Below are 15000 nucleotides of genomic sequence, written 5' to 3' on the forward strand. Positions count from 1 at the left end.
CTAATCCTGGAATTCCAAGAAATCCAGATACAGCTGATGTCGCAAAATTTATTGGTACATGAATTCCAAAGCTACTTCCTGCTGTATTTAAAAAGAATAAGAATAGTGCGCCTATCAACAATTTTACAACAGCTTGACCGATAAACCTAGCTGGCTTAAAGGGAGCCCCAGCAAACAAAAGAATAAGTATGAGCCCGCCTAATATGGCAATAATCATTATTGGTTCCAAAAAAGCTATCCCCCTTCAAAATCCTTTTATAACAACGTATGTACAAGTTATCAAAAAAAGACCTTAAAAGTGATAGCTTTATCTTTACCTTTTAATCCTTACATTTCTCTCTTTTGCTTCTCTTAATAGAAAGAAATACTTTACTTGAGCTATTTTTGTCTGGCATATCGCTTCTTCAGAAGGATCAAAACTTTTGTCGAGTAATTGTTTTTGTTTCTGCCATTGTTCTTTATACTCTTGTAACTGAGATAAAAGTTTTTGGTCAAACTCTTTTCGCAGCCACCCTTTACGCTGGAAAAACATCTTATTCCCCCGGTACTCTGCTTTTAAATTAAATTTCTCTTCTACCCTCTAGAGCTTTCGATAAGGTAACTTCATCTGCATATTCTAGGTCGCCTCCAACTGGAAGCCCATGAGCAATCCGCGTAATCTTAATCCCTGATGGTTTGAGCAAGCGGGAAATATACATTGCCGTTGCTTCTCCTTCAATATTCGGATTCGTCGCTAGAATAACTTCCTTAACAGTTTCATCATGGAGACGTTTTAATAAATCAGGAATATTGATATCTTCAGGCCCTATTCCATCCATAGGTGAAATAGCACCGTGCAACACATGGTACAAACCATTGAATTCCCTCATTTTCTCCATTGCAATGACATCCTTTGGATCTTGAACCACACAAATCGTACTTTTATCTCGACGTTGGTCTTCACATATATAACATGGATCCTGATCTGTAATGTGTCCACAGACAGAGCAATAGGTTAAATTTCGTTTGGCATTTACAAGTGCCTTGGCAAAATCCAGCACAGTATCTTCTTTCATACTTAAAACATAAAAGGCCAAACGAGCAGCCGTTTTCGGTCCTATACCTGGCAGCTTCATAAAACTGTCAATTAACTTTGAAATCGGTTCTGGATAATGCATTATCTATTATTCCTCTCCTAGAAAAGCATATGCGCCTTAAAAAAGGCGCATATGCTCGATCTTCAATATTTAAAAAGGCAGATTCATTCCTTTTGTAAATTGGCCCATTGTATTGTTTGTAAGCTCTTCTACTTTTTTCAGTGCGTCATTTGTTGCAGCCAAGACCAAATCTTGAAGCATTTCGATATCGTCTGGATCCACGGCCTCCGGTTTGATTTGAACATCCACCACTTCTTTGTGTCCTGTTACAATGACAGTCACCATACCGCCGCCTGCCGTTCCTTCAATCTTTTGCTGACCCAATTCTTCTTGTGCTTCAGCCATTTTCTTTTGCATTTTTTGCATTTGTTTCATCATATTTTGCATATTACCCATTCCACCACGCATATCCTGTTAACCTCCAATTAATTAGTCAATAATTTCTACGAATTCAGCACCAAACAAGTTTTTTGCCTCTACTATATGCGGCTCTTCTTCCTGTTTGGATTCAGGAGCTTCTCCCTCGACATAATGCTGTGTGCTTAAGAAGTTTTCCCGAATAGATATCCATTGGTCTTCCGGCACACCAAGGACGAGGTAGCGATTTCCTGTTAATTCTTGTAGAGCAATTGTAATCGTCTCTACAAAACGGTTATTATCCATTGCCATTTGACAGTGGATTTCATGTTTAAATTTTAAAATAAAAGCGTCGGTTGAAGCGGCTGCTGGCTCCGCCTCATTTAATAGCGCAGCATGAGATTTCATTAACCTTCCTCTCATTTCGCCCCATTTGCTTTTAATTTGATTTAGGTCATTCTTGGTTGCCTTTTTTAATACGTCATTTATTCTTCCAACTGCAGGCTGGAACCCTTTTCTTGAGCTTCTTTGTGAAGGCTTTTGCGCTGCCTGCGGTGCTGCTTCTTGAACCACAACAGACCCATTTGTTTTTAATTGTTGTAATTCATGTTCAAGCTGTTCAATTTTTTTTAGCAGCTGAGAGATTTGTCCATCCGGCATTCTCTCTATCTGCTTCGTTTCCGTTTGACACAGTTTAACTATTGCAACTTCCAGAAAGATTCTCGGATGGTTAGTCCAACGCATATCTTGTTGCGTCTTATTTAATAAATCAATGAGCTGATAAATCTCATCATAAGAAACAGCCTCTGCAATTTGACGGAACTCCTCATCCAGTAACACTCTATCTAGAGATTCTTCAAGGTTTGGTGCTGTTTTGTATAGCAGCATATCTCGATAATATAATATAAAGTCCTCAATAAATCTTGACGGGTCTTTCCCATGAAACAACAATTCCTCTAATGCTTCTAATCCACTCGCTACATCCTGATCCAAAACAGCTTTTGCAAGTTTATTTAAGAATCCTTGAGAAACTGATCCGGTGACCGTCAATGCATCTTCAACCGTTACTACATCCTGACTAAAAGAAATAGCTTGATCTAAAAGACTTAAAGCGTCACGCATACCACCTTCAGCCGCTCTAGCAATCATCTTTAAGGCGTCTTCTTCACACTTCACGCTTGTTTCCTCAACGATTAATTTCATTCTATTTACGATCGATTGTGCTGTAATCCGTCTAAAATCAAATCGTTGACATCTTGAGATAATCGTTAAAGGTATTTTATGCGGTTCGGTCGTGGCTAAAATGAAGATAACATGCTTTGGCGGCTCCTCCAACGTTTTTAACAACGCATTAAAAGCACTAATGGATAGCATATGCACTTCATCAATAATATAGACCTTGTAGTTAACAGCGGTTGGAGCGAACTTTACTTTATCAAGCACATCCCGCATTTCTTCCACTCTGGAGTTGGATGCTGCGTCAAATTCAAGCACATCTGATATTGTTCCATTGGTAATTCCCTTGCACGCTTCACATTCATTGCAGGGTTCAGAAACTGGTGCCCGTTCACAATTTACTGCTTTAGCTAAGATCTTTGCTGCACTGGTTTTACCTGTTCCTCGTGGTCCGTTAAATAAATAGGCATGGGAAATTTTTTGCTGAAGCAGGGCATTCTGCAATGTTTTCGTAACATGTTCTTGTCCTACTACATCAATAAATTGCTGAGGACGCCAAACACGATATAAAGCCTGATAAGCCAAAAACATCGCCCCCTTCAAAAAATTCTTTCTTAATCATTATAACGTATCCTTTTTCTATTTATCAAAGAGAATACAAAAAAACTCATCTCGTAAGCGAAATGAGTTGTTTTTACATTATAAACTGCCGTGCACCTTCCGTCGACTACGCACCCATAGGCGCTGCTTAAGCAGTTAGCTCGGCCCAGGCCACCCTGCGGCACATGGGAGCTTCCACTTAATGCTGCTTCCTTCCGGACCTGACATGGTTCATGGATTCCCATTGCGCAGGACCCGGGCGTCAACACCACTTACTTAAGGCGGACCCTACAGGATACCAGCCTCGGGAAGGGATTCAGCCTCGCTAGAGCGGATTGCGAGTACAGGGCACCGCTACCTCCCCGCCTAGCACGGCAAAGTTGATAATAAATTAAGGCGTCTTTATCTGACGCTTTTTTAGTATACTAACTTTTGAGAAAAAAATCAATCTTTTACAATTGTAAATTACTGTAAGGATTGTTTTTTTGCTATTTTTCTTTTTTCTCGAAGCTGACGAAAGAAGTCTGATAATAACTGGCCACACTCTGTCTCTAGGACACCGCTCGTTACTTCACTTTGATGATTGAAACGTTCATCCTGAAGGAGATTCATGAATGTCCCTGCACAGCCTCCCTTTGGGTCTGCGGCACCATAAACGACTCTCTTCACCCTGGACAAGATAATAGCACCCGAGCACATCGCACAAGGCTCAAGTGTGACATAAAGGCTCGCGTTCTCCAGCCGCCATGATCCTACTAGCTGACATGCACGTTCGATTGCTAATAGTTCGGCATGAGCAACCGCACTTTGTTTACTTTCACGTAAATTATGCGCCCTGGAAATAATTTCCCCATCTACCACCACGATGGCCCCGATTGGAACCTCGAGTAGTGCTTCTGCCTTTCTCGCTTCCTTTATCGCTTCTTTCATATAAAATTCATCTGAAAATTCATCAATCGTCATAAAGTTTACCGCCTTATTTGATCATTGACACTCTTCCTACTGTTATTTTTCCCATTATATCATGAATCGATCATCTCTCTCATAGAATAGATGTAGCGTTCTGTCTTAGGAGGGGAAGAACATGCAAATTCATGTTGTGAAAAGAAATGAAACATTAACAACCATTGCGAGGGCATACAATACAACAGTGAATGATATTGTTGATGCAAATGACCTCCCTAATCCAAATAATCTTGTCATCGGTCAAGCAATGGTAATTCCAATTGTAGGCAGTTTTTATTATGTACAGCCAGGAGACAGTCTATGGTCGATTGGGCAAAAGTTAGGAGTTCCATATCAACAAATTGCCTCGGCGAATCGTATTTCATTAAATCAGCAGCTCTATGTCGGCTTTCGCTTATATATCCCTCAAGCCCAGAAAAGAAGAGCAGAATTCAATGCCTATGTGGAACCGCGCGGCACTTCTGTGGCTCCAATATTAGAAACGAGTGCACGTGAAGCAGCTCCCTATTTAACGTACTTAGCACCATTTAGCTTTCATGCACTCCGTGATGGCTCACTTAAAGAACCTTTACTCAATAATTTCCCAGCCATCGCGAGAGCCAATCGAAATACATTAATGATGGTAGTAGATAATCAAGAAAATGATCAATTTAGTGACGAACTGGGACGGATTTTACTAAATGATATTCCCATACAAGATCGCTTTTTAAATAATATCGTAACCACCGCAAAAAAATATGGATTCAGGGATATACATTTTGATTTTGAATTCTTACGTCCCGCAGATCGTGAAGCCTATAATCGCTTTTTAAGAAAGGCAAAGACGCGGTTTAATAGTGAAGGCTGGTTAATGAGTACAGCCCTAGCCCCGAAAACAAGTGCTACACAAAAAGGAAAATGGTATGAAGCACATGACTATAGGGCTCATGGTCAAATAGCAGACTTTGTCGTGATCATGACCTATGAGTGGGGTTATAGCGGCGGCCCTGCCATGGCAGTTTCGCCTATTGACCAGGTTCGGAAGGTTTTAGAATATGCACTTACAGAAATGCCGCCAAACAAAATTTTAATGGGTCAGAATTTATATGGATACGACTGGACACTTCCTTTTGTTCAAGGATCTATAGCAAAAGCGGTGAGTCCGCAGCAAGCAATTGAACTTGCTGCTGAAAATAACGTTCCGATTCAGTATGATACAAAAGCACAGGCACCGTTTTTCCGATACACAGCGGCAGATGGAAAGCAGCATGAAGTTTGGTTTGAGGATGCTCGCTCCATCCAAGCGAAGTTTAATATGATAAAAGAATTAGGAATTAGAGGAATGAGTTATTGGAAGCTTGGTTTGGCATTTCCGCAAAATTGGCTGTTAATTGTTGAAAATTTCAATGTGGTAAAAAGAGGTTAAACTATTTTCATAACATAAACTGCCGTATTTCGGCAGTTTTTTTAAATATTCGACATTAAAATTTCTTCTTCAACAATTTCCATATCCCTTCCTGTGAAAGATTATGATAATATATTATTTGTGCCATTAAGAACGTTAGAAAAAAGTTTCCAGTTTAGTACTGGTTAAACATAGAATTTGCAGGCAGTTGGAGAAGGAGGACATGCAATGGGTTATACTCCCTTTATTACCGTTGAAGGGCCGATTGGTGTAGGTAAAACATCTCTCGCAAAAGCCATTTCAGATCAATTTAAATTTGCTTTATTAAAAGAGATTGTCGATGAAAATCCATTTTTGGGGAAGTTTTATGACAATATTGAAGAGTGGAGTTTCCAGACGGAAATGTTTTTTCTTTGCAATCGCTATAAGCAATTAGGGGATATTAATACCCATTACTTAAGCAAAAGTCAGGCTGTTGTAGCAGATTATCATATTTTAAAAAATTTAATTTTTGCACAGAGAACTCTAAACCCCGATGAATATCAAAAATACTATAAAATTTATCAGCTCCTAACGGAAGACATGCCAAAGCCAAATGTTATTATTTATCTAAATGCAAGCTTAGATACTCTTTTAAAACGAATTAAAATTAGAGGACGTGAGGTAGAGAAAAATATCAGTCCTTTATATTTAGAACAACTATCGCTTGATTATGAACAAACCATTACGCGCTTTGAGCAATCACATCCAGAAATTCCTGTTCTTCGCTTTAATGGTGATGAATTAGATTTCGTTAAAAATGAAGATGATTTAAATTTTATAATAGAAAAGCTCATGGGTTCATTAAAAAAAGGCAGCACGACAAACATAGGATAAGAATTGGGGGATGTAAGTGAGTATCGTTATTGGTGGTATGATAGGTCTAGGCAAGACAAGTGTGGCTGATATATTACATGCACATTTTCAAAGAAACGGGATTGATAGTAAGGTTTTTTATGAAACGGTTGATAATAATCCCATTCTCCCGCTCTATTATGAACTAACTCCAGAAGAACTGGATGCTAGAAGAATCCCATTTCTCTTACAATTGTTTTTCTTAAATAAACGATTTAAAACAGTAAAGGATTCTGTAAGCTGGAAAGATCCTATTTACACGATTCAGGACCGCTCCATATACGAGGATTGGTATTTTGCCTATGTAAACAAAAATCTTGGGAGAATCTCTGACCTTGAATTTAGAATATATGAAGAGCTAGTTGAGAATATGATGGAAGAATTAAATGAACTTCCAAAAAAGGCACCTGATTTAATGGTTTATCTAAAAGGTTCTTTTGAAACGGTAATCGATCGAATCATGGCACGTGGCAGAAGCTTTGAAATCAACCCTGAACTGAAGGAATACTACTTTGAGGTTTGGAAGGGTTATGATGAGTGGGTTATTAATAACTATAATGCCAGTGATGTCTTGATTGTTGATATGGATCATACGGATGTTGTTAAGCGTCCAGAAGACGCATTAAGAGTATGCCGTGAAGTGGATGAGCGATTAAAGGAAATCCTAAATATGACAAAAGCCCATATTGGTTAATTCCAATAGGGCTTTTTTGTCTCTATTAATAGGTTCTGTTGATTTGCGCTCCACTAAGGAATGCTTCTTGAATAATCATCGCAGGGACAGGCGGTCTTTGCCTGTACCGAGGCACTTCGCTTTCCGCAGGCGTTGCGGTGAGCCTCCTCGGCGCAAGCGCCTGTGGGGTCTCACCTGCTCCGTACTCCTGCAAGACATTGAAAGGGCATCTCTGAATCCGCCCACGCACGAAGAAAATGCGGTAGCATTTTCGAGGAGTCTTCGTGCCTTCCGCGCAAATCAACAGAGTGCCAATATAAATACTTCTCTTTTAACACTTCCAAATATATATATAAAAAATCCGCCCAATTGCTTGGGCGGATTTTATCTCCAGTTTTATGCGCGATTATTATAAAATTTATGGCGGAGGAAGAGGGATTCGAACCCCCGCGCGGTTTAACCCGCCTGTCGGTTTTCAAGACCGATCCCTTCAGCCGGACTTGGGTATTCCTCCGTATTGACAAGAGATAGAATATCACATTCTTAACATCCCTGTCAACATATAATTAATTACTTTTTATTCTGGAATGATAACTTCCTTATTCCCCATATATGGACGTAACACCTTAGGTATTACCACACTTCCATCAGCCTGCTGGTAATTTTCCAGGATCGCTGCAACTGTCCTTCCTATTGCTAGACCAGATCCATTTAATGTATGAACATGTTCCGGTTTGGCTTTCAGATCGCGGCGGAAGCGGATATTAGCACGACGCGCTTGGAATGCTTCAAAGTTGCTGCAAGAAGAAATCTCACGATATGTTCCATAGCTTGGAATCCATACTTCAATATCATACTTTTTTGCAGCAGTAAAGCCTAGGTCACCAGTACACATGCTCAACACTCGATATGGTAGCTCCAATAATTGAAGCACGCGCTCTGCGTCATTTGTAAGCTTCTCAAGTTCATCGTAAGAATCCTCTGGCTTTACAAACTTCACAAGTTCAACCTTATTGAATTGGTGCTGGCGAATTAATCCTCGCGTGTCCCGCCCCGCAGAACCAGCCTCAGAACGGAAACATGCACTGTATGCTGCAAAGCGGATTGGAAGCTCATCTCCGCTTAATATTTCATCACGGTGGAGATTTGTAACTGGCACCTCTGCGGTTGGAATTAAGAAATAATCTTCGCTCTCAATTAAAAACGCATCTTCTTCAAATTTAGGAAGTTGACCTGTACCAGTCATGCTCGCACGGTTAACCATATATGGCGGTAATATCTCTTTGTATCCATGCTCATCCACATGCAGGTCGAGCATAAAATTCATCAATGCACGCTCTAAGCGGGCTCCAAGGCCTTTATAAAATACGAAACGACTGCCTGTAACTTTGCCCGCACGTTCAAAGTCAAGGATACCTAAATGGTCAGCAACATCCCAGTGCGGCTTCGCCTCAAATTCAAAGTCCCGAACTTGACCCCACTTTCTAATTTCTACATTTTCATCCTCTGATTCACCAATCGGAACACTTTCATGGGGAATGTTTGGAATGCTCATCAATAACAAGTCGAGTGTTTCTTCGACACTGCGGAGCTCCTCATCCAAAACTTTAATTCTGTCGCCCACCTCACGCATTTCTACAATAAGGTGATCTGCATCTGCCTTTTCACGCTTTAGAGCTGCTACCTGCTGGGAAACCTCATTACGTTTGCTTTTTAATTGTTCTGCCTCAACGATTAAATCGCGTCTACGCTGATCTAAGTCTTCAAATTTACCAAGATCCGTTAAATCTTCACCACGGTGTTGAAGTTTTTCTTTTACTTCTGCAAAATTAGCTCGTAATAATTTAATATCTAACATATTTACCACTCCTAACTAAAGTATAAAGCGTAAACACCTTTTTTCAGGCGTCGCAGCTAAGTTTAATCAATAAAAAACAAAAAACTCCCGTCCCCAAAAACAGGGACGAGAGTTACCCGCGATACCACCCTGGTTGACAGATATAGTCTGTCCACCTCGAAAAAAAATTAACGGTTTTTACCGAAAGTACTTACTAACCCTAAGCAGGCGTTCCATACCTTGCTCGAGGAGGGATTCACAAGCTTCAAACACCGATTCACACCAGCCACCGGCTCTCTTTAGAATGAACTTCCTGTTACTAGTTCCTCTCATTGCTTTAACTTATTTATTTATTGAAATTAATTTACTATAATTATCCACTAATTGCAATAAATTTATACCAATTGTTTTGCTTTTGCTTCCTTTACCATTTCAACAAAGTAAGCCGTAATGTCATGATTTTCAGTTAATTCTGGATGAAATGAACACCCAAGGAACTGTCCTTCTCGAGCTGCTACAATGCGGTCGTTATGCTTTGAAAGTATCTCTACTTCTGCTCCAGCTTCCACAATGTGCGGGGCACGGATAAAGACTGCAGGGAAGTTGTCGGATACATCCTTGATGGCGAGGTCTGCCTCGAAGCTATCAACCTGACGTCCAAAGGAATTTCGTTCAACAGTAATGTCCATCACACCGATATGAGGTTGGTGATCCACAAGATTTTTTGCTAAAAGAATTAGTCCTGCACATGTGCCAAACATGGGTTTGCCTTCTGCAGCAAATTCCTTTAATGCATCCATAAATCCATATTTATCAATCAACCTTCTCATCGCCGTGCTTTCACCGCCAGGAAGAATGAGGCCATCTACTTCTTTCAACTGGTCTACCTTCTTAATGGCGATTCCCTCTGCACCACATTCCTCAACTGAACGAATATGTTCCCTGACGGCGCCTTGTAAAGCTAGTACTCCTACTTTAACCATTACCAACCACGTTCCTGCATACGATTTTCAGGGGACAATGATGAAATTTCAATGCCCTTCATTGGTGCCCCAAGCTCTTTAGAAAGCTCAGCAATTAATTTGTAATCTTGGTAATGAGTAGTAGCTTCTACAATGGCTCTAGCAAACTTAGCAGGGTTTTCTGATTTAAAAATACCAGATCCTACGAAAACACCATCTGCACCTAATTGCATCATCAATGCAGCGTCAGCAGGAGTTGCAACACCACCAGCTGCAAAGTTAACAACAGGAAGGCGGCCAAGACGCTTAATTTCAAGAAGTAATTCAAATGGAGCGCCTAATAATTTTGCTTCTGTCATAAGCTCATCTTCATTCATTCCAACTACTTTACGAACTTGTCCATTTACTTTACGCATATGACGTACTGCTTCAACGATGTTCCCTGTTCCAGGTTCACCTTTTGTACGAAGCATTGAGGCACCTTCGCCAATCCTGCGGGCAGCCTCACCAAGGTCACGACATCCGCAAACAAATGGAACAGTAAAATCACTCTTGTATAAATGATACTCTTCATCCGCTGGGGTTAAAACTTCACTCTCATCAATGTAGTCAACACCCATTGCTTCTAGCACGCGTGCTTCAACAATATGGCCAATTCTAGCCTTTGCCATTACAGGGATTGATACTGCATTCAAAACCTCTTCAATAATACGTGGGTCAGCCATACGAGCTACACCGCCAGCTGCACGAATATCAGATGGTACACGCTCAAGCGCCATTACTGCAACTGCACCAGCCTCTTCAGCAATTCTTGCCTGCTCTGCATTAACAACGTCCATAATGACGCCGCCTTTTTGCATTTCAGCCATTCCACGTTTAACTCGGTCCGTACCTGTTTTCATTGTAAATCCCCCTTGTGAGTTCCATTTTTATAAATATTGCAAAAAATTAACGTATAAATTTAGGAAATAGTGTTAATTCATTCGGAATTAGATTGTTTCCATAAAATCATTAAAGCAACAAAAAAGGATTCCTGTCAAGACAAGAATCCTTTTGGCGAATATTTCCTGACCTTTAAAACCATCCCTTAACAGTGGATGAAATTCCTCCCCAAAGGTCTCCAAAGAATCCTCCGATTCCTCTCATCATTAAGATAAACCAATTTGCCTTCTCAACATCTTCAGCTGCAATCACATCAACCGTAATCTTACCTTCTTTTGTTAGGAATCCTAAATTTCCTGCCTCTTTTGGTTGAATGGATAACGTTCCGACTTTTTCACCCTTTTTGATAGGTGCAGTAAGTTCACCTTGTTTATTAACCTTCTTTTTATCGAGGGTTAAGCTGGTTTTGAAATTATCTTTTTCCCCGTTCTTCACAACCATGTTAACAGCATCTTTTGTATAAATCTTTACTTGTTTTTCTTTACCTTTGGTTACAGGTAACGTTTTTTTCCCTTTAACTTGATAATGCTTTGGAATTATTTCTTCTTTTTTAAAATTATTAAAAGCATAATCTAGTATCTTTCTAGTTTCTCTGAAACGTTCGGATTGGGAACCTGTATTCATAACAACAGATATAAATCTTTGACCATCTCTAGAAGCTGTGCCTGTAAAATTGTAGCCAGCAAATGGAGTAGATCCAGTTTTTAAACCATCCAAACCATCATAAACAAATTGTTGATAATTAGGATATCTATCAGCGATGTCTTCGTATCCTTCTAACATCCAGTTCCAGTTATCCATTACAAATTCATCTTCCGTACCCTTTGCAAAAATCTTTTCCGGTATACTAGATGTTTCCAATACTTCTGGGAAATCATGTAATAGGCGTGAAGCCAAAGCTGCAACATCTTTTGCAGACATTATATTTTCTTCATCGGGTTCACCCACCACTTCTGGAAAGTGCTTTAACATATCACTATTATTCAACCCTGTAGAGTTTACAAACTTATACTTTTCCAAGCCAAGTTCCGCTGCTTTGTTATTCATCATTTCAACAAATTTTGCCTCAGATCCACCAACAATCTCGGCAATCGCAATTGTAGCTGCATTAGCTGATTCAATCGCCATTGCTGCATACAGGTCTTCTACCTTGTACTTTGCGTCAACACGCAAGTATACATTGCTTAAATCCTCGTCATGAGACATTTTAGAAAGTTCAGGAGAAACTACATACTCTTGCCCCCACTTTACTTTCCCTTTTTTAACTGCTTCTAAAAGTAAGTATTCTGTCATCATTTTTGTCATACTAGCAATGCCCAGAGCGGTTTCAGAATTCTTTTCATACAGAATCATGCCTGTATCTGCATCCACCAATATCGCTCCAGATGCTTTAACATCTAATCCCACAGTTTCTGCCTCTGCTTTATTTATGCCTGCAAAAAGGCTTAAAAACATGATCATTGCCAAGGAAGCAGCAAAATATTTCCGATAAAAAAGTTTATTCACCATAATACCCTCCAACTTATTTTTGCACTTTGGTTATTTTAACATAACTGGGATTCAAATCATAGACAGAGGATAGGACTATCTTTTTACAAAAAAAAGACAGAGAAGCCAGTGCTTCTCTGTTTTTCCATTAAGATAAGGAGTAATTTGGTGCTTCTTTTGTGATTTGAACGTCATGAGGATGGCTTTCTCGCAGGCCTGCCCCGGTCATTTTAATAAATTGAGCATTATTTCTTAACTCTTCTAGGTCCTTTGTTCCACAATAGCCCATCCCAGATCGTAAACCACCAATTAACTGATAAATCGTTTCAGCTAAAGGTCCTTTATAAGGCAGGCGACCTTCGATTCCCTCAGGAACAAACTTCTTATTATCTTCTTGGAAATAGCGATCCTTTGAGCCTTTTTCCATAGCTGCTACGGATCCCATACCACGATAAACCTTAAAACGTCTTCCTTGGAAAATTTCAGTTTCACCTGGACTTTCTGTTACTCCCGCAAGCATACTTCCCAGCATAACGGCATGACCACCTGCAGCAAGTGCCTTCACGATATCACCTGAATATTTAATTCCGCCATCCGCAATAATGGACTTACCGTGTTTTCTAGCCTCTGTAGCACAGTCATAGACCGCTGTAATTTGTGGTACACCCACACCAGCTACTACCCTTGTAGTACAAATCGATCCAGGGCCGATACCTACCTTAACGACATCTGCTCCGGCTTCAATCAATGCCGCTGTTGCTTCAGCAGTAGCGACATTTCCAGCAACGATTGTTAAATCTGGGTATTGGCCTCTTATTTCTTTCACTGTATCAAGAACGCCCTTGGAATGGCCATGTGCCGTATCGACAACAATTACGTCTACATTTGCCTTTACAAGCTTCTCAACCCGCAGCATGGTATCTTTAGTGACGCCGACTGCTGCTCCAGCTAACAAGCGACCTTGCTTATCCTTTGCTGAATTAGGAAACTCAATAACCTTCTCAATATCTTTTATAGTGATTAACCCTTTTAAGACTCCTTGATCATCAACAAGCGGAAGTTTTTCAATTTTGTACTTTTGAAGAATGTTTTCCGCTTCTTTTAATGTGGTACCTACAGGAGCGGTAACCAGATTTTCTTTTGTCATCACATCAGAAATTTTAAATGAATAGTCCTGAATAAAGCGTAAGTCACGGTTGGTGATAATCCCTACCAGTTTTTGTTCATCGAGATTATTGACAATCGGCACCCCTGAAATCCGGTATTTTCCCATTAAATGCTCTGCATCAAACACCTGATGTTCTGGAGTAAGGAAAAACGGATCCGTAATTACGCCGCTTTCTGACCTCTTTACTTTCTCAACCTGTTCAGCCTGTTGTTCAATCGTCATATTTTTATGGATGATTCCTAAACCACCCTGACGAGCCATTGATATCGCCATTTCCGCTTCTGTTACAGTGTCCATCCCTGCACTAATAATCGGGATATTTAGCTTTACATTGGGAGATAACTCCACTTGAAGACTTACATCACGCGGCAGTACTTCTGATTTACCAGGAATTAATAAGACATCATCAAACGTTAAACCTTCTTTTGAAAATTTACTCTCCCACATTTTTATGGCCTCCAGGAAAAAATTTTTTAATTGTAGGTTATCAATTGGACAAAATACTGTCAAGGAACTTGTTTTAATCTAATTTTTCTGAAAAAGGTGATTACCATTGACTGTTGACTATAATGGCTGGAAAAGCTATGCATGTTTTTTTTCTGCAGAGTATTGTCAGCTATACCTAAAAAACCAATATAAAAAATGTAATATTGAAAACCCTGAACAAAAAAGTTATGAAAACTGCTATGCCTTTTTATATTATCTCGAGCATGGTCAAATTTATTATCAACAGGCTGAAAACTCACCACTAATACTAAAACCAATTCTTCTTTTTTATGGTCTTGTACATTTAATTAAAGCCTGTATCTTAACGGTTGATCCTGCTTATCCAGAAACCACTTCCGTTTTAGCTCACGGTGTTTCAACAAGGAAAAGAAAAAAGCAAAACTATCAATTTTTTCAAGATGAGGTAAAGTTTCAGAAAAACGGGCTTTTCCCTTTTATGTCAGAAAAAATGTTCCACATGAAACAATTAGAAGGCGATAAAATCACGATGGAGGAATTGCTTGAGCTCATTCCTGAATTAGATGATTTATTTTTAGTCCATGAGTCAAAAAGCACATTTATACCCATATCTACGCAACAAGGGCAACTGGCAATACCAGATAAAATATTGGATTATTATCATATGACAGAAGAGAGAGTAAAGGAGTTTCTAACGACGAGGTCTGATAATCAGATCGAGTTCTCAAGTGAAGGGCTCCTGTTTCAATATGATAAAAAGACATTTACCGGATTATCACCAATTAAATTCAATCTAGAAAACAATGCTTTCGTACTTCCATTAAAGAAGGAAAATCTTTTTGAGTTCCCTGAACTGATGGTGCATTATCTCTTACTTTATAATCTTAGTATGATTGCTAGATATGAAACAGAATGGTGGAGTGAAATGACCAAAATGATGCCAAATCGTGAT

At 39.6% G+C, this 15000-nt stretch carries 15 protein-coding genes, 1 tRNA gene, 1 other RNA gene and 1 other annotated feature (2 of these 18 only partly in view); of the genes, 4 read left to right on the forward strand and 13 right to left on the reverse strand.

Annotation, left to right across the window (positions count from 1 at the left end):
• The 7 genes from ACN6MT_RS04010 to tadA form a co-directional block, all read right to left on the reverse strand.
• Nucleotides 1–229, reverse strand: partial view of a pro-sigmaK processing inhibitor BofA family protein gene (locus ACN6MT_RS04010; RefSeq protein ID WP_063255627.1) — the 5' portion only. Its footprint begins 35 nt before the window's first position; the window shows 229 of its 264 coding nt (coding positions 1–229); the start codon lies at nt 227–229; the stop codon falls past the left edge of the window.
• Nucleotides 230–313: 84 nt separating this feature from the next.
• A complete protein-coding gene (locus ACN6MT_RS04015) occupies nt 314–532 on the reverse strand; it encodes a YaaL family protein (RefSeq protein ID WP_063255628.1) in 219 nt (72 codons plus the stop codon).
• 28 nt (nt 533–560) lie between these two features.
• Nucleotides 561–1157, reverse strand: coding sequence for a recombination mediator RecR (recR, locus tag ACN6MT_RS04020; protein WP_063255629.1), 597 nt, complete (start codon nt 1155–1157; stop codon nt 561–563).
• 69 nt (nt 1158–1226) lie between these two features.
• Nucleotides 1227–1544: a YbaB/EbfC family nucleoid-associated protein gene (locus tag ACN6MT_RS04025; RefSeq protein WP_045519285.1), complete on the reverse strand. Its 318-nt coding sequence runs from the start codon at nt 1542–1544 to the stop codon at nt 1227–1229.
• 21 nt (nt 1545–1565) lie between these two features.
• The gene (gene dnaX / locus ACN6MT_RS04030) at nt 1566–3254 is read right to left on the reverse strand and encodes a DNA polymerase III subunit gamma/tau (RefSeq protein ID WP_419954841.1); all 1689 of its coding nucleotides are present in this window, start codon (nt 3252–3254) and stop codon (nt 1566–1568) included.
• A 124-nt stretch (nt 3255–3378) separates the two neighbouring features.
• Nucleotides 3379–3644, reverse strand: an RNA gene (gene ffs, locus ACN6MT_RS04035) — signal recognition particle sRNA large type.
• Between the two features lie 90 nt (nt 3645–3734).
• Entirely contained in the window at nt 3735–4232 is a 498-nt protein-coding gene (tadA, locus tag ACN6MT_RS04040) for a tRNA adenosine(34) deaminase TadA (RefSeq protein WP_419954842.1), read from the reverse strand.
• Between the two features lie 121 nt (nt 4233–4353).
• Here tadA and ACN6MT_RS04045 point away from each other — a divergent pair, with 121 nt between their 5' ends.
• The 3 genes from ACN6MT_RS04045 (at nt 4354) to ACN6MT_RS04055 (ending at nt 7207) form a co-directional block, all read left to right on the forward strand.
• Nucleotides 4354–5640 (forward strand): LysM peptidoglycan-binding domain-containing protein, encoded by a 1287-nt coding sequence (locus tag ACN6MT_RS04045; protein ID WP_419954843.1) that lies wholly within the window; start codon nt 4354–4356, stop codon nt 5638–5640.
• Nucleotides 5641–5847: 207 nt separating this feature from the next.
• Nucleotides 5848–6495, forward strand: a complete 648-nt coding sequence (locus tag ACN6MT_RS04050; RefSeq protein ID WP_063255633.1) for a deoxynucleoside kinase — start codon at nt 5848–5850, stop codon at nt 6493–6495.
• Between the two features lie 16 nt (nt 6496–6511).
• Nucleotides 6512–7207 carry a deoxynucleoside kinase gene (locus tag ACN6MT_RS04055; RefSeq protein WP_063255634.1) on the forward strand — a complete coding sequence of 232 codons (696 nt, stop codon included), beginning with the start codon at nt 6512–6514 and terminating at the stop codon, nt 7205–7207.
• 400 nt (nt 7208–7607) lie between these two features.
• Here the strand turns inward: ACN6MT_RS04055 and ACN6MT_RS04060 are convergent.
• The 6 genes from ACN6MT_RS04060 to guaB form a co-directional block, all read right to left on the reverse strand.
• A tRNA-Ser gene (locus tag ACN6MT_RS04060) sits at nt 7608–7700 on the reverse strand.
• Between the two features lie 63 nt (nt 7701–7763).
• Nucleotides 7764–9044 (reverse strand): serine--tRNA ligase, encoded by a 1281-nt coding sequence (serS, locus tag ACN6MT_RS04065; RefSeq protein ID WP_063255642.1) that lies wholly within the window; start codon nt 9042–9044, stop codon nt 7764–7766.
• Nucleotides 9045–9142: 98 nt separating this feature from the next.
• Nucleotides 9143–9365, reverse strand: a binding site (T-box leader).
• A gap of 53 nt (nt 9366–9418) precedes the next feature.
• Nucleotides 9419–10006, reverse strand: a complete 588-nt coding sequence (gene pdxT / locus ACN6MT_RS04070) for a pyridoxal 5'-phosphate synthase glutaminase subunit PdxT (protein WP_419954844.1) — start codon at nt 10004–10006, stop codon at nt 9419–9421.
• The gene (pdxS, locus tag ACN6MT_RS04075; protein ID WP_063255643.1) at nt 10006–10887 is read right to left on the reverse strand and encodes a pyridoxal 5'-phosphate synthase lyase subunit PdxS; all 882 of its coding nucleotides are present in this window, start codon (nt 10885–10887) and stop codon (nt 10006–10008) included. The genes pdxT and pdxS overlap by 1 nt, the downstream gene beginning before the upstream one ends.
• 172 nt (nt 10888–11059) lie before the next feature.
• On the reverse strand, nt 11060–12436 hold the full coding sequence (locus tag ACN6MT_RS04080; protein ID WP_419954845.1) for a D-alanyl-D-alanine carboxypeptidase family protein: 1377 nt from the start codon (nt 12434–12436) through the stop codon (nt 11060–11062).
• A gap of 127 nt (nt 12437–12563) precedes the next feature.
• A complete protein-coding gene (guaB, locus tag ACN6MT_RS04085; RefSeq protein WP_419954846.1) occupies nt 12564–14030 on the reverse strand; it encodes an IMP dehydrogenase in 1467 nt (488 codons plus the stop codon).
• A 106-nt stretch (nt 14031–14136) separates the two neighbouring features.
• Here guaB and ACN6MT_RS04090 point away from each other — a divergent pair, with 106 nt between their 5' ends.
• On the forward strand, nt 14137–15000 hold the 5' portion of the coding sequence (locus ACN6MT_RS04090; protein ID WP_419954847.1) for a YaaC family protein. It continues 78 nt past the right edge of the window; 864 of the gene's 942 nt are visible here — the first part of the coding sequence; it begins with the start codon at nt 14137–14139; its stop codon lies off the right edge, out of view.

The organism is Neobacillus niacini (assembly GCF_048572935.1).
GTDB lineage: Bacteria > Bacillota > Bacilli > Bacillales > Cytobacillaceae > Neobacillus > Neobacillus niacini.